Genomic DNA, 21126 nt, shown 5'->3' with positions numbered 1-21126 from the left:
ATATCAATACATTTTAGGCCGCTTCAGCCCGGCACTTGGCGCACGTCCCACGAAACTCGATCACCGCCTTCTTGGCGGCGAAGCCGGTCGAATTGACCCATTCGTTCAGCCGGTGATCGACGTCGTGATCGGACATTTCGGTCACCTGCCCGCATGCGTCGCAGATGGCGAAGGCGGTCATCGAATGGCTGTGGTCGTGCGGCTCGGCGCAGGCAACGAAGGAGTTGATGCTTTCCAGCCGGTGCACGAAGCCGGATTTCACCAGCGTGTCGAGTGCACGGTAGACCTGTAGCGGGGCGCGGAAGCCCCGCTCACGCAACTGGTCGAGCAAGGTATAGGCGCTGAGCGGCCCACTGGCGGTCTCGAGCTTCTCGAGCACGCACAGTTGGTTTTTCGTCAGCACATCCCTTGCCGCCATGGTTCCGTTCCAACTTGTCTTGCGCCGTTTGCAGGCTGCTTGTTCGAACACACAGCCTGATCCCATTCAGATAGCGACGAACCGCGGTCTTTGCTACTCTTCTGTTGCTGTCCTGGCCGATCGATGACCTGCCGGCACGTTTGGGGATGGCGGGATCGATGGCGAAGCGACATTCAAAATACTGACAAGATTCTCGGTGAGGGTGGCCTCGCTTGGGAAATTCGATCGGGCTTGGGGAAGCAATATGATCAAATTGACACGCCGGACGCTGCTTGTCGGCTCGTCGGCGCTGATGGCGGCCGGTACGGTGCCGTTCCGGGCGCTCGCCGCATCGCGCACCTATCATGCGCTGCTGGTGGCATGCACTGAATATCCTGCCCTGCCCCAGAGGAACTGGCTGATCGGGCCGAAGAACGATGCCGGCCTGGTTCACGAATATCTTCTCAAGAACGTGCCCGATCCGGTGCGGTTCGCGCCCGAAAACGTCACGCTGCTCGCCAAGGACTTGCCCGGCGCCAAGGGCTTGCCGACCCATGCGGCGATCAAGGCGGCGCTCGCCGATCTTGCCGAGAAAGTGCAGCGCGACGATTTCGTCTACCTGCATTTGTCCGGTCACGGCGCCCAGCAGCCCGCGAGGGTCAAGGGCGACGAGACCGATGGGCTCGATGAGATTTTCCTGCCTGTCGATATCGACAAGTGGATCAACCGCGATGCCGGCGTGCCCAATGCGTTGGTCGACAATGAGATCGGCAACGCACTGGACGCCATCCGCGACAAGGGCGCCTTTGTCTGGGCGGTGTTCGACTGCTGCCATTCCGGCACTGCGACACGCGCCGTCGAGGTCGACGACGAGCTGGAGCGCAAGGTCGAGTTCGCCGACCTGGTCGGCGGCGACGAAGCAGCCCGGGCGGCAGCCGTCAAGACCTATGAGGACACGGCCGCAAGCGCCTCGCGCGGCCTCGACGAAAATGGCGCGCGCAAGCCCGCCTTCAACCTGACGCCGACCGGCGGCGAACCGATCGCCAAGGGCAAGCTGGTCGCCTTCTACGCCGCACAGACGGTTGAGACGACGCCGGAGATGCCGCTGCCCAAGGGCACCGCGGATGCACCGCGCTTCGGCCTGTTCACCTTCACCATCCTGTCGAAACTGGCCGAGAACCCGAACATCACCTATCGCCAGCTTGGCCAGGCCGTGCTGCAGCAATATTCGGCCGACAGCCGCACCCGGCCGACGCCGCTGTTCGAGGGCGAACTCGACGCGCGCGTCTTCGGCACCGACAAGACGGACGCGGTCATGCAATGGCCAGTCGCCGTCAAGGACGGTGAGGCGACGATCGGCGCCGGCCTGCTGCACCGCCTGACCCCCGGCAGCAAGCTCGCCATCCTGCCCTCGTCGCTGTCGTCGCTGTCGGATGCCGTCGGCTATCTCGAAGTGCAGTCGGCGAAGAACCTGGAAAGCCGCGTCAAGCCAGTCGAGTTCGACAAGAAGCCGGCGCTGAAGCTGGCCGATATTCCAGCCAACGCCTATGCGCGGGTGGCGGAGATCGCCGTCGACTACAGGCTGACAATCGCGCGGCCTGCCGCGACCAGGGGACTTGAGAAGGAAACCGCTCTCGTCAATTCGGTTCTCGACGAGTTGGCCACGGCCAAGCAAACCGGCTTCAACATCGAGCTGGTCGATCCGGGCAAGAGCGCCGAGCTGCGTTTCGCGGTGATGCACGAGAACGCCATTGCCGGTTCCGCCAAGGATGCGACCGACAAGCCGGCGCTGTGGTTCCTGCCGGCGTCGGGCGATGTGACCCTGAAGGACGGCGGCAAACCGCCGCTGATCATGATCCACCCGGACGATCGCCAGAAACTGGTCGATGCGACGACCAGGAATTTGCGCACCATCTTCCGGGCCACCGGGCTTTCGCGGCTGGCAGCGGCCTCCGACTACAAGCCCGAGGATGTCGACGTCCAGTTCCAGGTCAAGCGCAGCGGCAAGGACGGGCTCGAGCCGTTGCAGGCTTCGGTGGTTCCCCGCGTCTCGCCCGGCGACGAGGTGCATGTGCTGGCCAGGAACAGTTCGGACCAGCTGGTCGACATCAACGTGCTTTACGTCGGCAGCGACTATTCGATCACCCACATCGTTGCCGAGCGCCTCGCGCCGCAGGCCACGCTGGAGGAAGGACTGCTGGCCTTCACCGACACCAGTTTCGGCATGGAGCGGATGATCGCCGTGCTGACCGAGGCGCCACCGGAGAGCGAGAAGGAGGATCTGAGCTTCCTGGCGCAGGACGGCGTCGCGTCGATGACGCGCGGCCTCGGCGCCGCCAGCTTCTCCGACATGCTCGCCGATATCGGCATGGCGCCGCCGACCCGCTCCGTGATGCGGCTTGCCGACAAGAGCGGCCCGAAAGGCGCGGTGATGATCTTCCCGATGGAGACGGTGCCGCGCGCCTGAAACTCTGGCACCAGGGCCGCGTGGCCCTGTTGCGCCAGCCCTTGCGAGCCGGCCCTTGCGCGCTTGGCGCGATATGAGAACATTCCCGGCCGCAGCCAAAGGGTGAGCGGCTGATGAAACAGATAGGATCGGTCTTGAGGAACAGTGTTTTTTCCTGGCGTGGAGCGGCTGCCGGACTTGCCGGTGGCCTGTTCATGATCGCCAATGCCTCGGCGCAGGACACATGCGGCCTCTGTGCCAAGCAGGTGGTCATCAATTCGGAACTGGCAACTTGCTTCCTCGATCAATACGACCAGTTCGCCAAAACCAGCAGTGACGCGGTCGTGGTCGATCTCTCGAGTTGCGCCTCGCGCGGCGTGGTCGAAGCGTTGCCGTCGCCGAACAAGGCGCCGGCGGAGCCCGACGTGCAGTTCATGGTTTCGCGCCCGCAGCTGGCATGCCTGAAAAAGCAGCTTGAAGCGCCGGGCGTGGTGCTCGATCCCTCCGCCACCATCGAATTGGACAACTGCAAATGAAAAAGCCGGGGGGCACGACAAAGCAGATACAAGTGGCCGCGACCACCAAGGCGACGGCGGCGACGCAGACGCTGCCTGAAACCACCGAAGGTTTCCCCTGGCCGAGCAGCCATGAGATCAAGAAGGAGAGCAATCCGTTCACCGACCGCGACTGGCGCATGCTGGTTTACGCCTGGTCGGGAATGCTGGTGCGCTTTGCCATCATCTTCACTTTGGCGTTCTCGGTCTACCAGTTCCTGGCCAACCAGGAACAGAAGCGCGTCGAACAGACCATGTCGCTGGTCGAGCTCTGGGAGACCAAGGACTACCAGCAGGCGCAGCGGGCGCTGAAGGATCGTCTCGCTGCCCTCAACGCCAAATACGACAATCTGCTCAGTGCAAATCCCTCGCCGACCGAGGAGCAGGTGTTCCGGCAGCGTATCGGTATCGAGGCGATGAGCGCTTCTGGGGGTGACATGCCGCTTGCCGATTTCAACGAGAATTTCGACCGCATCGTCTATTTTCTCAACCGCCTGTCCTTCTGCGTCGACGGCGACCTGTGTTCGCGCAAAGTGACCGATGCCTATTTCCACGATTATGCCGTCTCGTTCTGGAGTTACTTTGCCGGCTATGTGGACAAGCAGCGCAAGGCGGGTTCACCGACTTTCGCCACGGCCATCGAAGCCTATGTGCGCAATGGGCAGCCCACTGCCGAAGCCAAATGACGGTGGTAAAACCGGGTTCCAACCTTACGCGCGCCTGTCGCTGGCTTGCTTTGGCTGGAGCCCTGGTCTCTGCCTCGGTGGCCCGCGCCGAGGATGCTCCAGACTTCCATCTCGACCTGGATACGGGCGGGCACAGCGCCCAAGTCACCGATCTTGCCTTCACGCCCGACGGCGAAGACATCGTCTCGGCCTCCGACGACAAGACCATCCGCATCTGGGACTGGCAGAGCGGCGTGACGCTGCGCACCATTCGCGGCTATCTCGGCAATGGCAGCGACGGCAAGATCTTCGCGGTCGCGGTTTCGCCGGATGGCAAGACGATCGCCGCCGGCGGCTACTTCGGCGCCAGCCTCGGCGACAAGCCGCCCTATGGCGACGTCAGGCTGTTCGACTTTGCCACCGGCAAGATGAAGGCCGTGCTCAAGGCCGCCGACTACGCGACTTATGACCTCGCCTTCTCCCCCGACGGCAAGACCCTGGCTGCCGGTGGTGGCGACGGCATGGTCTATCTCTGGCGGCCCGACGATACATCGGTGACCGGCTGGACGCTGGACAAGAAGCTCGACGCCGATTCCTGGCACATCGACAAGCTGGCCTTCGCCGCCGAGGGAACCCGCCTGGCGGCGGCCACCACCGACAATGGCATCCGGCTCTGGGATGTCGCCAAGGGCGAGGAGATCGCCTTGCCGGCCGAGGCGGAACAATTGAGGGACATCAGCGTCCAGGCGCTGGCCGCCTCGCTGGACGGCAGCCTGTTTGCCACCGGCAGCAAGGACGGACAGGTCCAGCTCTGGCGCGCGGCCGACGGCACGCTGGCGCGCACCATGCCGAAGCAGGATTTCCTGATCGGTTCGCTGACCTTCGCCAAGGGTTCGCGGCTGGTCGTCTCCTGCGGCTATCGCTGCGCCGACAAGCATCGTTCCACCGTCTGGAACACCGATAACGGCCAGAATCTGCTCGACTACTCCGGTCACGACGGCACCGTCTACGCCAGCGCCGCCAACGCAGACGGCTCGCTGGTGGCGACCGCCGGCGGCACGCGCAACGCCATCCAGGTCTGGGATCCGGCCACTGGCGAACACAAGGCATTGCTGCAGGGCTTGGGCGAGCCGGTGACATCAGTCGGCATCGATGCAGCGCACGGCGTCATCGCCTGGGGCAACGCCAACCCCTGCCCCGATCGCGTGGCCTGCCCGGAAAAGCAGGGCACGTTGAGCAACGCGCTGATATTGCCGACCACCGAGCGTTTCTTCGACGACCCGCAGCCGCTGACGGAACCGGGCTCGTTTGCCCGCGCCGTGCTGGCCGACGAACACTGGTCGCTACGTGCCGCCACGGGTGGCAAGGACGCGCTGGAAAATGCGGTGCTGGAGATACTTCATGACGGCAAGATGGTGCGCTCGATCGAGAACGATGCAACCGACGGCTTTGTCCATTCCGCCTTCACCCTGATCGATGACGGGCTTGGCCTGATCGCCGGCGGCAATGACGGCACGCTGCTGGAATACAAGGCCGCGACCGCCAGGGTCTCCGGCGAATTCATCGGCCACACCGGCGAAATCAACGCCATGGTCGCCTCGCAGAAAGCCGGCCTGCTGGTCACCGGCAGCGCCGACCAGACGCTCAGGCTGTGGAACCTGAAGACCCACGAACTGATCGTGTCGATGTTCTTTGCCGGCTCGCAATGGATCGCCTGGATGCCGCAGGGCTATTACTACTCCTCCGACGAGGGCGACAAGCTGATCGGCTGGCAGGTCAACCAGGGCCGCGACCACGAAGGCCGTTTCATTCGCGCCGGCCAGTTGAAGAAATACCTCTGGAGCCCCGAAATGGTGCGCCGCGCCATCATCCTGCGCAGCGCCAGACAGGCGGTCGAGGAGATGCGGCCGGGCGTCGACAACGAGCTGCAAAAGCTTTTGCAGCGCAAGCCGCCGGAATTCGGCATCCGTCTCGCAGAAGACCAGAGCAAGGTCCGCGACGGCTATGTCGCTGTCGAGATCACTGGCGCCAGGGAGGCCGGAACCGATGTCTCCGGCTTCTCGATCCTGTCGAACAGCCGCAATGTCGGGGACCTCACCGCACGCTCGATGGACGGCAACAGCACCATCGTCGAGATACCGGTCGAGGACGGGAAAAACACCATCCGCATCACCGGCACCAACGAATATGGCTATCTGACCGAGCGCAGCGTCACGGCGCTAGCGAGGAAGACCGAGAAGGCCGGGGCCAAGGGCAAGCTCTATGTCGCGGTGATCGGCGTCGACAAATATCCATTCCTGACCGACGCCTGCTCCGGCCACGCCTGCGACCTGCGCTACCCCGTCGATGACGCCACAGAATTCCTCAAGGTCATTGCGCAGAAATCGGCGCCGCTGTTCTCGTCCATGGAGACGCTGGTTTTGGTCAACCGCGAAGCGCTCGACGAAGCCCCCGACAAAGCCAAGCAGGCCTATGCGGTCGCCAGCGCCGACAACATCATGGAGCCCGATTCGGACACGATCGACGACCAGCTCGCCGATTTCCTCGACAGGCCTGGCGAGCACGACACCACCATCATCTTCGTTGCCGGCCACGGCATCAACATCGACGAGGACTATTATTTCATCCCGACCGACGGCCGCAAACAGGATGCCGAGCGCTGGAAGCGCTCCTCGCTGGTCGATTGGTCCGACATCCAGAAATCGGTCGAACGGGCCAAGGGCATGCGCTTCATGCTGCTCGACACCTGTCACGCTGCCAATGCCTTCAATCCGCGCCTGGAGAAGGACGCGCAGGATGCGCGCATCGTCGTGTTCTCAGCCACCGCCGCCAACAACACCGCGGCCGAACTGCCCGAACTCGGCCATGGCGTCTTCACCTATTCGATCCTCGAAGGGCTGCGCGGCAAGGCGAGGACATCGGACGGTGGCGTCACGCTGTTCGGCCTCGCCGATTTCATTTCGCGCGAGGTGGTGCGGCTGACCGCGTCGAAGCAGAAGCCGTTCTATTATGTCGGCGGCGTGGAGAATATCGTGTTGGCTGAACCATGAGGCCGATCTTCGTAATCGTGCTCCTAGCCCTGCTCCCCCTCCCCGCCTTCGCCGCCCCAGTCGTCTGCCCGCCCGGCGCCGAAAACTTTCCGCCCTTCTATGACGACGCCACACTGTTCAAAAATGCCATCGCCAACGTCGCCAATGTCCAGCCATCCAACCAGCGGCTGACCGGCATCACGGTGCCGCATCATCTGCTCGCCGCCGATCTGGTGGCGCTCGGTTTCAGGGCAGCCTCCGGCTTCCGCTACAAGCGCATCGTCATCCTGTCGCCGGACCACTTCCACAAAACGCACAAGCTCAACGCCACCTCCGTGCGCGGCTTCGACACCGTGCTTGGCTCGGTTGCAGCCGACGCTGACGCGGTGCGCCGGCTGGAGGCAAACAGCGACATGGTCGAGGAATCCTGCCTGTTCGACAAGGAACATGGCGTGCGGGCCATGCTGCCTTTCCTGCACCATTATTTCCCCGAGGCGAGCATCGTTCCGATAGCGATGTCGGTGAAGGCGAAGCGTGGCGATTGGGACCGGCTGGCGGAGGCGCTCAAAGCCATCGTCGACCAGGACACGCTGATCGTCGAATCCACCGACTTTTCGCATTACCTGCCGCAGCACGACTCCAGGCGTTTCGACCAGCAGTCCCTGAACATGCTGGCCGCCGGCTCGCTCGACGGCATAGCGGCGCTGCGCCAGCCCGATCACGCCGATTCCGTCGGTGCGCTCTACATCCAGACCAGGCTGCAGCGCGAATTGTTCGGCGCCCAGCCGCTGGTTATCGCCAACGAGAATTCGCAGGAGCACACGTCGGATTATGTCGAGCGGACCACCAGCTACGTGGTGGCGCTGTTCGGCGCGTTCGGCCCCGGCTTCAACAACCCGGCACGGCCAAAGGACAGGATCTACTATCTTGCCGGCGACGTGAATTTCGGCCGCGCCATGAAGAAGATTTTGGTCCGTGACGGCATCGCCGACCGCGTCGTCGACAGCGTCCTTTCGCTGACTGGATCGCGGCCGCTGATCGTCAATCTCGAAGGCGTCATCCTGCCCAACGTTCCGGAAGCGATCGACGACATGACGCTGGCGATGCCGGGAGGCCTCGCCCTCGACATGCTGAAGCGGCTCAATGTCGCCGCTGTCAGCCTCGCCAACAACCACGCCTACGATCTCGGCCCGTCAGGCTATGCCGAGACACTGCGCGCCCTGGACGAAGCCGGCATCCCTCATGTCGGCCAGGGCGAAACGCTGGCGCTCGCCGATCTCGATCTTGTCGGCCTGACCGATATCGACACCAACGGCTCGAAGAACACCGACCTCCTCACCCCTGCCCTGCTCGACCGGCTGCTGCATGAGAATGCAAAGCGGCCGGTGGTCGCCTTCGTCCACTGGGGCCGTGAGTACAAGACCGAGCCGTCGCCGCGCGAAGACATGCTGGCCGACGAGATGCGCCTGCGCGGCGTGTCGGCCATCGTCGGCGGCCATCCGCATGTGTCGAGCGAGGCGATCGTGCCGCTGGCCGGCGGCGATGTCGCGGAGGTTTATTCGCTCGGCAACTTCCTGTTCGACCAGAGCGCCGAACGCTCGTCGGGATCGATGCTGGAACTGCGCGTCTTCGCCCAGGGCACGATCTTCACCAGGCTCATTCCGCTGCCGAATTATTTCGAGATGGGCAGGAAGTAGCACCTGCCCGATTAAACTATGTTGAGATTCAGGCAGGCCGGCCTCACCTGAATATCGACATATCTTAGCCGCAGCCGACCATATCGCGCGGCAGATAGCACGCCGCCGGCTCGGTCTTGGTCTCGAACAGCGACCGCTTCGGCTTGAAATAGAAGAAGGTCACCGGCTTGCTCTCGCGCACGCTGCCATCGGCGAAATGCGCCGCGATGCTGAAGCTGTGGATCGACGACATCGACGACCACATCTTCAGCCGCGCCGTGTAAGCGCTGATGCTCTTGTTGCCACGCACCGGCATGGCGATCGTGTAGTCATGCTTGCCGATCGGAAACTCGATATTCTGGTAGCGCATCGCCTCCGGCGTGCCGCCGCCGCCATCGCCACATTCGGCCATCGATTCCGGCGTCTCGAAAACCGCCATGGTCACGGAGGTGCGGAACGGCTCGCTCTGCTGGTGGACGTGACCTTCGTCATCCGCCCAGGAATAATCGAACTTGCCGATAGCGTTCAGCGTCATCGCCTGTTGCATGTTGCCGAGATAGTCGGCGACCTCGCCGAACTTGATCTTGTTGGTCAGTTGGCTGCGGCAGACATTGAGACTGTCGACCGAAGGACAGGGAAAGCGTCCGGTCTCGAGGCTCGCCGTATCGACGCCAGCCTCGGCGAGCACACTCTTGACCGACACGTCGACACCTTCGCCGAAACCGCCGATGTCCTTGGTGAACATGCGGCTTGGCTGCCCGGTTGGGTCGCCATCCTCGTTCACCGCTGTGAACTGGATCGACATCTTCATGTCCTTGGCATCGCCCCAGCCATTGTTGATAATCGAGAAATCCGGCCGGAAGCCGACACAGCCGAAATGCTCCGATATCGACAGCATCGGCTTGCGGTAGGCATCGCTCGACGCGACTTTCATTTCCAGGCTGTCGAGCTTGACTTTGGATTTGCCTGTCGTCTTGAGGTCGACCTCGGCGAAGGCCGGCGCATCGTCCCAGTCCTTGCTGCCAAAGACATTGCTGGTCGTGATCTGCCCGCTGCCGTTCCAGCTGTCATTGTCCTCATCTGCCTGCGGATAGATCGCAATGTCCTCGTCGCGTACCAAGTGCTGGTACTGCATGTCGGACTGCTGGGTCATGCGCTGATCGACCACGACACCGATCTCGACCTTGTCGGCGTCACCGCCACCGGCCTGCGCCTTGATGAGGCCGCCCACCCTGGCGTCGGCCAGAACGTCGGGGCGCGACCCGCCGACCTCCTTGCCCATCACCCATTGCGACGCGTAGACCGTGCCACCGGCGAGCCGAGTCCGGCCCCTGCCGTTTTTCAGTCCGTCGACAAACGAGCCAGCAAAAATCTCCCCGGTCGTTGACGACAGTTGACCCTCGCCATTCGCAATGCCGTCGAGGAACCGGCCCTCGTAGCGGTTGCCGTCGGCGTCGATATGCATGCCCTTGCCGTTGAGTTCCCCGGCGAGCCAATGCCCTTCGAAAACCTCGCCCGATCGCAGTTCGAGCCGGCCTTGCCCGTCGGGCCGGCCGTTCCTGACATCACCGAGATAGCTGGAATAGATGGTCTTGGGATCGTAGCTCGCCGAGCCTCGCACCCGCCAAACCAGCCTGCCCTTGCCATTGACGGTGCCGTCCTCGGCGATCGTCCGATCCGGCGATTGGCCTGCAGCCGGCTCCCAGACGAAATCGAGGTTCTTCTCCGGATGGAAATCCCAAACGCGCACTGCCCTGCGCAACACCGAACGGGTATCGGCCTGATAGAGGATTTGTACCCGTTCCGCCCAGGCGCCGTCGGCAGGCGCGGCGGCCGGATCGGCGAAAGCCGGTGAAAGCATCAGCGCGCCCAGCATCGATGCGGCCGCGACCCCGAACACTGTCCTTGCCCGCGCCATCCCTTGAGCCCCCTGGACGCCCCAACCCCTTGTCCGATCGAAGCGTAGTCGGCGACCCGGCCCCGTGCAAGCGAAGCCGCATCAACCCAGGAAAAAGGCGGCGAGATCGACCCGCCGCCTTTTCCCGTGTCGTGAATGTGCAGCGATTATTTATACAGGCTGTTGATCCACTGGATGTTGGCGGCGTTCAGACGCACGGCGGTGTTCGCGTCGGGACTTTCCGCCACGTTGACGCCGGTGATGATGCGCTGCTTGGAGTTGTTGTCATAGGCATAGACCGAGCTGCCGCTCGACCCCGGGAACGTATCGCAGTCATACTGGAAATATTCCGGACCGATGTTTTCGGCATGCACTTCGCAGCTTGCCTTCCACATCGTGCCCATCGGCTTGTCGCCGGGATAGCCGACGAGGTTGGCGGTGAAGTCGCCGAGATCGTCATAATTGGCATAGCCCAGCCAGCCCAAATTGGTGCCGACATCCTGCTTCAGCGTGACGATGCCGAGATCCCACGGGATGACCGAACCATAATAGCCCTGGTAATTGTCGATGAAGCCCTGCAGCACATAGGCGCTTTCATAAGCGAAGGCGCCGAACGGCGCGTCGTCTGCCGTGCTGCCGTTGAGGCCCGGCACGAACAGATAGTCCGCCAACCAATCCTTGTCCTCATGGCTGTAGAGGCAGTGCGCCGCGGTGAGAACGGTTCGCGGACCGATCAGCGTTGCCGAGCAGCTGCCGAAGCCGGTCTTCGACTTGGCTTCGAGATAGCCGATCGCCGAGAACGGATAGGTCTTGGTGTTCTTGACCTGCACCCGATCGTCGGGGCCGAAAACCTGCCGCCCGGCTTCGCCTTCGCCAAGGTCCGGATCATCGGTCTCGCGCTGGGCCCCGTCCGCGCCATCGGCCGGCGCGTTCAGTTGCTTGATGATAAGCTCCCGCAGCGCCTCGCTTGGCTCGATCTTGATCTCCTTGCCATCGGCGGAACGCCCGACGATGCCATAGGATTTGACAGCCGTTGCCTCGTCGGCGAGCGGCGCGGCGCGGCTGTCTTCATCGGTCAGCTTGGGCGGTGCGATCGGTTTTGCCCGCCCAGGCTTGAAGTCGCCCGAAGTCACGTCCCGCATGCTTTCGCCGTTGCCGGCACTGGCTGAGCCGGGGTCGGCAGCGAAAGCGGAGACCGTCCATATTGCAGTGGACAGCAATACGGACGCAATCATAGCGTTTGTCAGTTTTGTCATGGTGAGACTCTCCCAAAAGTCAGCAAGGACTGGATCAAAATACAGAAATATTGTCGAGATCGTGGTGGCGTCGAAAAATCAGCAAGCCTATCGGCGCGCAGGCCGGATCGTTATTTGCCATGGTCAATCAAAAGCCCCCGCCAAAATGACCCTACCCGATATACTGCCTAAAATAATCCTAGATTGGCAATGATAATCGCTTCCACCTAGCCCGTGGGGGGCTATAGGATTTTGTGCGGGTTCTGCTCGCGGGCACGGTTAGCAAAAGTGGGATTCGGTTTTGTGACCGATCGCGCGCCGATTGAATGCGGCAAGTGATCGGATGTCCGAACCGGCACCGCCTCGTTGCACAATGCCCGGCGCCGGTCCGCGCGGGAAATTGTCTTAGGAGGGGTTCAGGTGCACATCACAAATCGGTTCGGGTCGATCGTTGCCGCTTCGCTGCTTGGCGTCGCCGCTGCCGTCACATTCATCAACACCGGCCAGGCGGGCGAAGGCAACGCAAGACCCGAAGCGGCTGTCTCGCCGATGAAGCGCGTGACCGATGCCAGGGCAAAGGCCGCGGCGGAGAACCCGGACGGCGCCGACCGGGTCTACGGCGGCAACCAGGCCGAGAAGGGCGCCTATCCGTTCCAGGTCGCGTTGCTCACCACCGAGAGGCTGGACGAGAACCCGGCCTCGCAGGCCAACGCACAGTTCTGCGGCGGCAGCCTGATCGCGCCGCAATGGGTGCTGACGGCGGCACACTGTCTCAACGACAACGGCCAGCCGATCTCACCTGGCTCCGTTACCGTGCTGACCGGCGCCACCGAGCTCAGCGAAGGCAAGCGCCACAAGGTGGCTGAAGTCATCGTCAACGAGGGCTACAGCGAGCAGACGCTCGACAATGACCTCGGCCTGCTCCGGCTTGCCGAGCCGGCCGATGCGCCGGCCATCAAGGTCACCCATGACGCGACCCCCGAGGCCGGCAAGACCACGGTCACCGGCTGGGGCAAGATGCAGGACGGGACATTTCCGACCACGCTGATGGTCGCCGACCTCGACTTGCAACCCAACAGCGCCTGCAACACCGGCATCAAGGCCATCTATGCGCATGACCTGAAGGCTGCACTTGGCGATCTGTCCCATCGCATGCGCTATTCGGAAAAGGGCATCGACGCCGCCGCGAACGCGATCGCCGCCGATATGACGGATCCGCTGACCGGCAACATGATCTGCGCCGGCACGACCAGCGGCGTGCGTGACGCCTGCAATGGCGACAGCGGCGGCCCGCTGTTCATGGTCGGCGCCGACGGCCCGGTCCAGGTTGGCGTCGTCAGCTGGGGTGAAGGCCCGGCGGACGGAAGTGCAGCCTGCGGCCATAAGGATGCCTACGGCATCTACACGCGGCTGGCCAACTACACCGGCTGGATCGAAGCCAAGATGAAGACCTCGACGCCGGCGCCGGAAAAACCCAAGGCGGGGCTAGGCACGGCCCAGAAGCCGAAAGCACCCTGAGCCGGCGATAGCGCGCAAAATGGCGGGAGAGGCTCCCGCCATTTTGTTTGCCGGCTTGATGCGCGCGCCTTACTTCCTCGGCGGACCTTTGCGCTCGGCGGAGGCCGCCCACAGGTTGATATCGGACTCACGCGCGTAAGTGTCGATCTCGGCCAATTCGGCATCGCTGAAGTCGAGCACCTTGAGCGCTCCGACGCAGTCCTCGACTTGCTCCGGCCGGCTGGCGCCGATCAACGCCGAGGTCACTTTGCCCCTGCGCAGCACCCAGGCGAGCGCCATCTGCGCCAACGTCTGGCCGCGTTTGCCGGCGATCGCATTAAGCGCCTTGATGTTGGCGATGGTGCGGTCGTTGATAAAGGCTGTCTTCAGCGACTTGCCCTGGGAAGCGCGGCTGCCCTCGGGAATGCCGCCAAGATATTTGTCGGTCAGCATGCCTTGCGCCAGCGGCGAGAACACGATGGAGCCGACGCCGAGCCCTTCGAGGGTGTCGAGCAGGCCGTCATCCTCGACCCAGCGGTTGAGCATCGAATAGCTCGGCTGGTGGATGACGCATGGCGTGCCGAGCTGCCGCAATATGTCGGCGGCTTCGCGGGTGCGCTGCGAATTGTAGGACGAGATGCCGGCATAGAGCGCCTTGCCCGAACGCACCGCATGGTCGAGTGCACCCATGGTTTCTTCCAGCGGCGTGTCGGGATCGAAGCGATGTGAATAGAAGATATCGACATAGTCGAGCCCCATCCGCTTCAGGCTCTGGTCAAGGCTCGCCAGCATGTATTTGCGCCCGCCCCATTCACCGTAGGGACCGGCCCACATTTCATAACCGGCTTTGGTCGAGATGATCAGCTCGTCGCGATAACCGGCGAAATCGCTGCGCAGGATTTCGCCGAAAGCGGTCTCGGCCGAGCCGGGCGGCGGGCCATAGTTGTTGGCGAGGTCGAAATGGGTGATGCCGAGATCGAAGGCCTTGCGGGCGATCGCCTGCTTGGTCCTGTGCGGCGTGTCATTGCCGAAATTGTGCCACAGCCCGAGTGAGATCGCCGGCAGCTTGAGGCCGGACCGTCCGCAACGGTTGTAGATCATTTTCTCATAGCGGTTTTCGGCAGGGATGTAGGGCATGACGGGAATCCTCGAATTTGAACGGAGGGAGCACGGTCATCGTCGCCTGATAACAGTGCCCGCGCCCCCTCCTTACGCTCTCCCCGGCCGAACGGGGAGAGGGGGTAAATCAAAATTATCGATAATCCTGCACCTACTTTGTCTTCGCCAGCAACTCCTTGGCTGCCTTGACGCCAAGAGCGGCCGGCCGCTCACAAGTGGTCTGCATGGCGACGAATTTGCCGGTCTCGCCGGAGCGCAATATGCCGGTCATGACATCGACGGCATGCAGCGCCAGTTCCATCGAGCAGCGGTGCGGCCGCCCTTCGGCGATTGCCAGCGCCATGTCGGCAAGGCCGGCGGTGCGGTAATTGGCCATCAGGCCCTGGCCGTGCATTTCGTTCGGAATGCCAAGCGGATGCTTCCACTTCGGCAGCTTCTTGACCGGCTTGCCCTCGGTGGTAAAGCGCACCTCGCCACCGAAAAAGTTCGGATCCGGCACGAACACGGTCCCCGCTTCGCCATAGAGTTCCATCGGCGCGTGGCCGTGAGCCCAGACGTCCCAGCTGGTGTTCAGCGTCACCACGGCGCCATTCTCGAACTCCAGCAGGCCATGGATGGTGGTCGGCGTATTGACCGGGATTTTTTCGCCCGCGCGCGGCTTTGAGCTGATCGTCCGTTCCTTGGCCGGGGTTATCGCGAAGGCCGCCACCTGCTTCACCGGTCCGATCAACTGGATCAGATTGGTGATATAGTACGGCCCGATATCGAGCACCGGCCCAGCACCCGGCTGGAAGAAGAAGTCCGGATTGGGGTGCCAATGCTCCATGCCATGGCCCATGACGTGGCAGGTGCCGCTGGTGATCTTGCCAAGCTTTCCCCCGTCGATCAGTTCACGCACCAGCTGGTGCGCGCCGCCGAGGAAGGTGTCGGGTGCCGAGCCGATGCGCAGCCCCTTCTTTTCCGCCCGCGCCTTGAGGTCCAGGCCCTCTTTTAGCGACAGCACGAACGGCTTTTCCGAATAGACGTGCTTGCCGGCATCGAGCACCTGTTTCGACACCTCATAATGCACGGCCGGTATCGTCAGGTTGACGACAATGTCGATATCATCGGCCTTGAGCAGGTTCTCGACGGTCTCGGCGCGCAGCTTGAACTCCTTCGCCCGCGCCTTGGCCACATCCATGTTTATGTCGGCGCAGGCGCGCATCTCGATGCCGCGAAACAGCGGCGCCAGCGAAAAATACGCCTTCGAGATGTTGCCGCAGCCAATGACGCCAATACCCAATTTCTTTGCCATTGTGATTGTTCCTAGTAGGTCTTGACGGTTGCGATCGAGCGGCGGGCGAAGCGCTCGATGTCGTTGGGATTGTCCTGTTCCATGACAAAGTATTTTGCCGCGCTCTTGGCCCGCAGCACCTTGATCAGGCCAGCCCAGTCGATCGTGCCGTGGCCGACGTCCGACCAGCCATCCTCGTCCAGCCCCTCGCCCGGCTTGGCGATGTCCTTCACATGCACGGCGACGATGCGCTTGCCGTGCTTTTCGATCCAGGGCAACGGATCGGCGCCGCCGCGCACCACCCAGGCAAGGTCCATCTCCCAGCCGACATCAGGGGCGGAAGACAGGATGTGATCCTGCGGCACCGAGCCGTCGGCCAGTGCCTTGAACTCGAAATCATGGTTGTGCCAGGCAAAGCCGTAGCCGGCCTTCGACGCCACCTCGCCGACCTTGGCCAGGCGCTCGCCGAAGCCGCGCCAGCCGGCGCTGTCGGACGGCCTGTCCTCGGCCATCAGATAGGGGCAGATCAAGAGTTTGATGCCGAGCGCATCGGCGATCTTGCGCACGCCGCCGAAGTCGTTCTCCAGCGCATCGATGGAAAAATGCCCGGTCGGCATGGCAAGTCCGTTCTTGTCGAGTTCGGCGCGGAAGGCCTTGGGATCGTCATAGACGCCGCCAAAGCCTTCGACCTGTGTATAGCCGAGCTTGCCGAGTGTCTCGAGCACGCCTTCCCAGGGCTGGAAATTGCGGGCGCTGTAAAGTTGGAATGACCAGTTCATCGTCTTTGTCCGTTTTGCCTGTTTTGCTTTGGGGATGGTTATTCGGGCGTTAGATGCGGCTGCCGGTTTCGGCGTTGAATAGCGAGGCTCGCATCGGGTCGAAGCCCACCGTCACCGCCTCGTCGTTCTTGGGCGTGCGTTCCGAGGTGACCCGGACGCTGAATTTCTGCTCGGCAAGCTTCAGCCACACCAGCGTGTCGGAGCCCATCGGTTCGACCACCTCGACATTGGCCGCTGTCGAGAACGGCCAGCCCGTGCCGCTGTTGAGGCTGACATGCTCAGGCCTGATGCCGAACACGGCTGGACCGGCTTCCGGTTGCCCGTCGAACTGATAGGTGCCGAGTGGAATATTGAGATCTTCGGCCACAAAGAACCAGCCGTCACCGCGCTTCTCCAGCCGCCCCTCGACGAAATTCATCGCCGGCGAACCGAGGAAGCCCGCCACGAAGCGATTGACCGGGCGGTTGTAGATGGTCTGCGGCGCATCGAGCTGCTGGATGACACCGCCCTTCATCACCGCGATCCGGTCGGCCAGGGTCATCGCCTCGATCTGGTCGTGCGTGACGTAGATCATGGTGTTCTGCAGCCTGCGGTGCAAAAGCTTGATCTCGACGCGCAGTTCCGAGCGCAGTTTGGCATCGAGATTGGACAGCGGCTCGTCGAACAGGAAAACGTCGACATCGCGCACCAGCGCCCGCCCGATCGCTACCCGCTGGCGTTGGCCGCCGGAAAGTGCCGAGGGCTTGCGCTGCAGCAGCGGTTCGATCTGCAGGATCTCGGCGGCGCGCGCGATGCGTTTGGCGATCTCGCCTCTGGGCAGGCCCGCGACACGCAGGCCGAAGGACAGGTTCTTCTCCACCGTCATTTGCGGATAGAGCGCGTAGGACTGGAACACCATGCCGATGCCACGGTCCTTGGGCTCTTCCCAGGTGACGTTCTTGCCCTTGATGAAGATGCGGCCCTTCGAGATGTCGAGCAGCCCGGCAATGCAGTTGAGCAAGGTCGACTTGCCGCATCCGGAGGGTCCCAGCAGCACGATGAACTCGCCATCGGCGATATCGAGATTGAGCGTCTGCAGAACCGACACCGCGCCGTAGTTCAGCGACAGGTTCTGGATCGATACGCTGGGATTTTCAATTTCTGCCATCATCACCCTTTCACCGCGCCGGCGGCAATGCCACGCACGAAAAGCCTGCCGGAAATGAAGTAGATGACGAGCGGGACCAGCCCGGTCAGGATCGTAGCCGCCATATTGACGTTGTATTCCTTCACGCCCTGCACCGAGTTGACGATATTGTTGAGCTGCACCGTCATCGGATAGGTGTCGGGGCGGGTGTAGACGACGCCGAACAAGAAGTCGTTCCAGATGCCGGTCACCTGCAGGATGACGGCGACGACGAAGATCGGCAGCGACATCGGCACCATGATGCGCAGGTAGATGCCCCAGAAGCCGGCACCATCGACACGCGCCGCCCGGAACAGTTCCTCCGGCATGGAGGTGAAATAGTTGCGGAACAGAAGCGTCAGGATCGGCATGCCGAAAATGGAATGGACGATGACCAAGCCGCTGAGGCTGCCATAGAGTCCGATCTCGCGCAGGATGATGACGATCGGATAGATCATCACCTGATAGGGAATGAACGCACCGACGATGAGGATGATGAAGAACGTGTCGGCGCCCTTGAAGCGCCAGTTGGCCAGCGCATAGCCGTTTACGGAGGCTATCGCGATTGACAGGATCACCGAGGGCACGGTGATGCGAACCGAGTTCCAGAAGCCGCGCGAAAGCCCGTCGCAATTGAGCCCAGTGCAAGCCGTCGACCACGCCTTGACCCATGGCTCGAAGGTGATCTCGAGCGGTGGCGAGAAGATGTTGCCGAGGCGGATTTCCGGCATGCCCTTGAGCGAGGTGACGATCATCACATAGAGCGGCAAGAGGTAGTAGAGCGCCACCAGGATGAGCGTGCCATAGAGGAAGATGTTGCGGCGCGAGAACATGTGACGCGGCTTCGGCCCATTGGGTTCCGAGGCATCGGCTCGAATGGTGCCGGGCGGTGCGGACAGGGAAACGGCATGATCAGACACGCTTCCTGCCTCCGAATTCGAGATAGGCCCACGGCACGATGACGATCATCACCGAGAGCAGCATCATGGTCGAGGCGGCAAAACCCTGGCCGAGGTTCTGGGCGAAGAACATGTAGTCGTAGACATACTTTGCCGGCACTTCCGACGCGATGCCAGGCCCGCCGCTGGTCTGGGCGACGACCAGGTCGTAGACCTTGACGATGCCCGATGCGATGATGACCAGGGTGGTGATGAAGACCGGTCGCATCATCGGGATGATGATGAACAGATAGGTCTTCCACATCGGTATCCCGTCGACCCGCGCCGCCTTCCAGATGTCCTCGTCGATGCCGCGCAGGCCGGCCAGCATCAGGCACATGATCAGCCCGGTGCCTTGCCACAGCGCGGCGATGGATATGCCGTAGATGACGATGCTGGAATTGTAGAGCGGATCGAAATTGAAGCTTGTCCAGCCAAGGCCTCGTATCACGCCCTGGATACCGAAATCCGGATTGAGCAGCCATTGCCATACAAGACCGGTGACGATGAAGGAGAGAGCGAAGGGATAGAGGAAGATCGTGCGGAACGTGTCCTCGAAACGGATCTTCTGGTCGAGCAGAGCGGCCAAAATGAAGCCGATCACCAGCGAGAACACCAGCGAGATCACGCCATAGATAAGAAGGTTCTCGATCGAAATCAGCCAGCGCGGAGTCGCCCACAACCGGTGATATTGGTCGAGGCCGACGAAATTCAGCCGCGGCAGCAGCTTCGAATTGGTGAAGGAATAGAGCACAGTCCACGCCGTGCCGCCCACGAACACCACCAGCGCGGTGAGGATCATCGGGATCGAGGCGATCTTCGCATTCAAGTTGCGAAACAGTCGAATGGGGCGTTCGCTCTTGCTCATCGGTACAGCCATGCTGGATCGGGTAAGGGCGGCGGGCTCCCGGCTTGGTTTTGCACCAAGCCGGGAGGAAGGGAATTTGCCTGCGATATCAGTCCGCCGTCGCGATGATGTCGGCGAAGCGCTTCTGTGCCTCTTCGAGCGTCATCTCGGGCTTGGCGAAGAACTCGGAGAACAGGTCCTCCTTCTGCTTCTGGCTGTCCTGCGAAAGCAGCTGGTCTGTCCACGGCATGACGGCGCCCTTGGCCAGGATGGCGAGGCCCTTCTTCATGCAGTCGTTGGCCGCGTTGAGGTCGACGTCGCCACGCACCGGCAGGGAGCCCTTCTTGAGATTGAAGGCGACCTGGGTCTTGGGATCGAGCAATGTCTCGGCCAGCACTTCCTGCGCCTTGGACTTGTCGGCATCCTTGAGCAGCGGGAAATAGAAGGCATCGCCACCGGTGGCGATGACCTCATTCAGGCCGAGGCCGGGAAGGCAGGTATAGTCCTTGCCGGCGGTCTTGCCGGCCACCTGGAATTCACCTTGCGCCCAGTCGCCCATGATCTGGCCGCCGGCCTTGCCGGTGATGACCATGTTGGTGGCCTGGTTCCAGTCCTGCACATTGGTATTCTTGGCCATCTTGCGCGCATCGTCGGCCGCCTTGAACACCTTGGCGACCTCGGGACCGGCGGCGAACTTGGCGTCCTTGTCCTTGTAGACCTTGAGGAAGGTGTCGGTGCCGCCGACCGCGGCAAGCAACACGTCGAAAGCGCCGGACGACTGCCAGGCCTGCCCGCCGACCGCGAGCGGCACGATGCCTGCCTTCTCCAGCGCCGGGGCGGCGGCGACGTATTCATTCCAGTTCTTCGGCACCGGCACGCCGGCCTTCTCGAACGCGGCGTTCGACAGCCACAGCCACTGCCAGGAGTGGATGTTGACCGGCACGCAATAGATCTTGCCGTCGATGGTGCAGCTGTCGAGCAGGCTCTTCGGCCGCACGACCTCGGTCCATTTGCCCTTGGTGGCGACATCGGTGAGGTCGCGCATCAGGCCGGCCTGCACCAGCTCTTCCGCTTGCCGGCCGTGATTGAACTGGGTGGCGCCCATCGGATCGCCGCCGGTGATGCGGCTGATCATGATCGGCCGCGCCGTGCCGCCGGAGCCGGCAATGGCGCCATCGACCCAATGGTTGCCGGTGGCGTCGAAAGCCTTGGCGAGTTCCGCGACCGCCGCCGCCTCGCCGCCGGAGGTCCACCAATGAGTGACTTCCAGGTCCGTCGCGGCGGCTTGGCCGGCGAACTGCAGAGCGGCCGTTGCCGCCAGCGCGGCGGTCAAAAGTTTGTATCGCATTTCGGTTCCTCCCAGAATCTGAAACGTTACAGATTTTCGATACGGCAATTGCGCGGATGGCGCAACCCCTTGAGCAAACGGGCTCCGACATTTTTTCGAGCCATGAACAAATTCTGTCGAAAACCCGTGTCGATGTGCACCGCAGCATAGATCGCTGCGACGCAAAAACACCAAACAGTGCATAAGCCGGCAAAAATCCGTGATCAAGGCATTTTCCTCTTGAATCCCAAGGGGTTTCGCAAAAGGCGCCATCACCTCTCG

At 62.5% G+C, this 21126-nt stretch carries 16 protein-coding genes; 6 read left to right on the top strand and 10 right to left on the bottom strand.

The window, feature by feature from the left end; genetic code table 11:
- Positions 1-13 precede the first annotated feature (13 nt).
- Positions 14-418 carry a Fur family transcriptional regulator gene (locus X741_RS145725; protein ID WP_013892962.1) on the bottom strand — a complete coding sequence of 135 codons (405 nt, stop codon included), beginning with the start codon at positions 416-418 and terminating at the stop codon, positions 14-16.
- A gap of 244 nt (positions 419-662) precedes the next feature.
- Here X741_RS145725 and X741_RS145730 point away from each other — a divergent pair, with 244 nt between their 5' ends.
- The 5 genes from X741_RS145730 to amrB all read left to right on the top strand — a co-directional run bounded on the left by X741_RS145730 (position 663) and on the right by amrB (position 8788).
- Positions 663-2864 (top strand): caspase family protein, encoded by a 2202-nt coding sequence (locus X741_RS145730; protein WP_198023993.1) that lies wholly within the window; start codon positions 663-665, stop codon positions 2862-2864.
- Between the two features lie 194 nt (positions 2865-3058).
- Complete coding sequence (locus X741_RS145735) at positions 3059-3379, top strand: hypothetical protein (RefSeq protein ID WP_245272759.1); 321 nt, start codon at positions 3059-3061, stop codon at positions 3377-3379.
- On the top strand, positions 3376-4083 hold the full coding sequence (locus tag X741_RS145740; RefSeq protein ID WP_023764012.1) for a hypothetical protein: 708 nt from the start codon (positions 3376-3378) through the stop codon (positions 4081-4083). The genes X741_RS145735 and X741_RS145740 overlap by 4 nt, the downstream gene beginning before the upstream one ends.
- Positions 4080-7112, top strand: a complete 3033-nt coding sequence (locus X741_RS145745) for a caspase family protein (RefSeq protein ID WP_023779236.1) — start codon at positions 4080-4082, stop codon at positions 7110-7112. The genes X741_RS145740 and X741_RS145745 overlap by 4 nt, the downstream gene beginning before the upstream one ends.
- A complete protein-coding gene (amrB, locus tag X741_RS145750) occupies positions 7109-8788 on the top strand; it encodes an AmmeMemoRadiSam system protein B (protein ID WP_023779235.1) in 1680 nt (559 codons plus the stop codon). The genes X741_RS145745 and amrB overlap by 4 nt, the downstream gene beginning before the upstream one ends.
- 64 nt (positions 8789-8852) lie before the next feature.
- Here the strand turns inward: amrB and X741_RS145755 are convergent, their stop codons facing one another.
- Both X741_RS145755 and X741_RS145760 read right to left on the bottom strand, forming a co-directional pair.
- Positions 8853-10685, bottom strand: a complete 1833-nt coding sequence (locus X741_RS145755; RefSeq protein WP_023779234.1) for a hypothetical protein — start codon at positions 10683-10685, stop codon at positions 8853-8855.
- A gap of 146 nt (positions 10686-10831) precedes the next feature.
- Positions 10832-11920 (bottom strand): serine protease, encoded by a 1089-nt coding sequence (locus X741_RS145760; protein WP_023779233.1) that lies wholly within the window; start codon positions 11918-11920, stop codon positions 10832-10834.
- A gap of 399 nt (positions 11921-12319) precedes the next feature.
- Between X741_RS145760 and X741_RS145765 the strand changes: the two genes are divergently transcribed.
- Positions 12320-13417: a trypsin-like serine protease gene (locus tag X741_RS145765; protein WP_023764007.1), complete on the top strand. Its 1098-nt coding sequence runs from the start codon at positions 12320-12322 to the stop codon at positions 13415-13417.
- Positions 13418-13486: 69 nt separating this feature from the next.
- Here the strand turns inward: X741_RS145765 and mgrA are convergent, their stop codons facing one another.
- The 7 genes from mgrA to X741_RS145800 all read right to left on the bottom strand — a co-directional run bounded on the left by mgrA (position 13487) and on the right by X741_RS145800 (position 20865).
- Positions 13487-14533, bottom strand: coding sequence for an L-glyceraldehyde 3-phosphate reductase (gene mgrA / locus X741_RS145770; protein ID WP_023779232.1), 1047 nt, complete (start codon positions 14531-14533; stop codon positions 13487-13489).
- 133 nt (positions 14534-14666) lie between these two features.
- On the bottom strand, positions 14667-15809 hold the full coding sequence (locus tag X741_RS145775) for a Gfo/Idh/MocA family oxidoreductase (protein ID WP_023779231.1): 1143 nt from the start codon (positions 15807-15809) through the stop codon (positions 14667-14669).
- A gap of 11 nt (positions 15810-15820) precedes the next feature.
- Positions 15821-16567, bottom strand: coding sequence for a sugar phosphate isomerase/epimerase (locus tag X741_RS145780; protein ID WP_023779230.1), 747 nt, complete (start codon positions 16565-16567; stop codon positions 15821-15823).
- A 49-nt stretch (positions 16568-16616) separates the two neighbouring features.
- Positions 16617-17714, bottom strand: a complete 1098-nt coding sequence (ugpC, locus tag X741_RS145785; RefSeq protein WP_023764003.1) for a sn-glycerol-3-phosphate ABC transporter ATP-binding protein UgpC — start codon at positions 17712-17714, stop codon at positions 16617-16619.
- Between the two features lie 2 nt (positions 17715-17716).
- Entirely contained in the window at positions 17717-18610 is an 894-nt protein-coding gene (locus tag X741_RS145790; RefSeq protein WP_224687468.1) for a carbohydrate ABC transporter permease, read from the bottom strand.
- A 34-nt stretch (positions 18611-18644) separates the two neighbouring features.
- Complete coding sequence (locus tag X741_RS145795; protein WP_023764001.1) at positions 18645-19538, bottom strand: sugar ABC transporter permease; 894 nt, start codon at positions 19536-19538, stop codon at positions 18645-18647.
- 88 nt (positions 19539-19626) lie between these two features.
- On the bottom strand, positions 19627-20865 hold the full coding sequence (locus X741_RS145800) for an ABC transporter substrate-binding protein (RefSeq protein WP_023764000.1): 1239 nt from the start codon (positions 20863-20865) through the stop codon (positions 19627-19629).
- Positions 20866-21126: the final 261 nt, after the last annotated feature.

This window comes from Mesorhizobium sp. LNHC221B00 (assembly GCF_000502935.1).
GTDB lineage: Bacteria > Pseudomonadota > Alphaproteobacteria > Rhizobiales > Rhizobiaceae > Mesorhizobium > Mesorhizobium opportunistum.
Note: the sequence above shows the minus strand (reverse complement) of the source record. Positions and strands in the feature narration are given on the sequence as shown.

Coding starts and splice junctions, on each gene's coding strand:
- X741_RS145725 (WP_013892962.1), bottom strand. CDS start 418: ATGGCGGCAAGGGATGTGCTGACGAAAAACCAACTGTGCGTGCTCGAG.
- X741_RS145730 (WP_198023993.1), top strand. CDS start 663: ATGATCAAATTGACACGCCGGACGCTGCTTGTCGGCTCGTCGGCGCTG.
- X741_RS145735 (WP_245272759.1), top strand. CDS start 3,059: ATGATCGCCAATGCCTCGGCGCAGGACACATGCGGCCTCTGTGCCAAG.
- X741_RS145740 (WP_023764012.1), top strand. CDS start 3,376: ATGAAAAAGCCGGGGGGCACGACAAAGCAGATACAAGTGGCCGCGACC.
- X741_RS145745 (WP_023779236.1), top strand. CDS start 4,080: ATGACGGTGGTAAAACCGGGTTCCAACCTTACGCGCGCCTGTCGCTGG.
- amrB (WP_023779235.1), top strand. CDS start 7,109: ATGAGGCCGATCTTCGTAATCGTGCTCCTAGCCCTGCTCCCCCTCCCC.
- X741_RS145755 (WP_023779234.1), bottom strand. CDS start 10,685: ATGGCGCGGGCAAGGACAGTGTTCGGGGTCGCGGCCGCATCGATGCTG.
- X741_RS145760 (WP_023779233.1), bottom strand. CDS start 11,920: ATGACAAAACTGACAAACGCTATGATTGCGTCCGTATTGCTGTCCACT.
- mgrA (WP_023779232.1), bottom strand. CDS start 14,533: ATGCCCTACATCCCTGCCGAAAACCGCTATGAGAAAATGATCTACAAC.
- X741_RS145775 (WP_023779231.1), bottom strand. CDS start 15,809: ATGGCAAAGAAATTGGGTATTGGCGTCATTGGCTGCGGCAACATCTCG.
- X741_RS145780 (WP_023779230.1), bottom strand. CDS start 16,567: ATGAACTGGTCATTCCAACTTTACAGCGCCCGCAATTTCCAGCCCTGG.
- ugpC (WP_023764003.1), bottom strand. CDS start 17,714: ATGGCAGAAATTGAAAATCCCAGCGTATCGATCCAGAACCTGTCGCTG.
- X741_RS145795 (WP_023764001.1), bottom strand. CDS start 19,538: ATGAGCAAGAGCGAACGCCCCATTCGACTGTTTCGCAACTTGAATGCG.
- X741_RS145800 (WP_023764000.1), bottom strand. CDS start 20,865: ATGCGATACAAACTTTTGACCGCCGCGCTGGCGGCAACGGCCGCTCTG.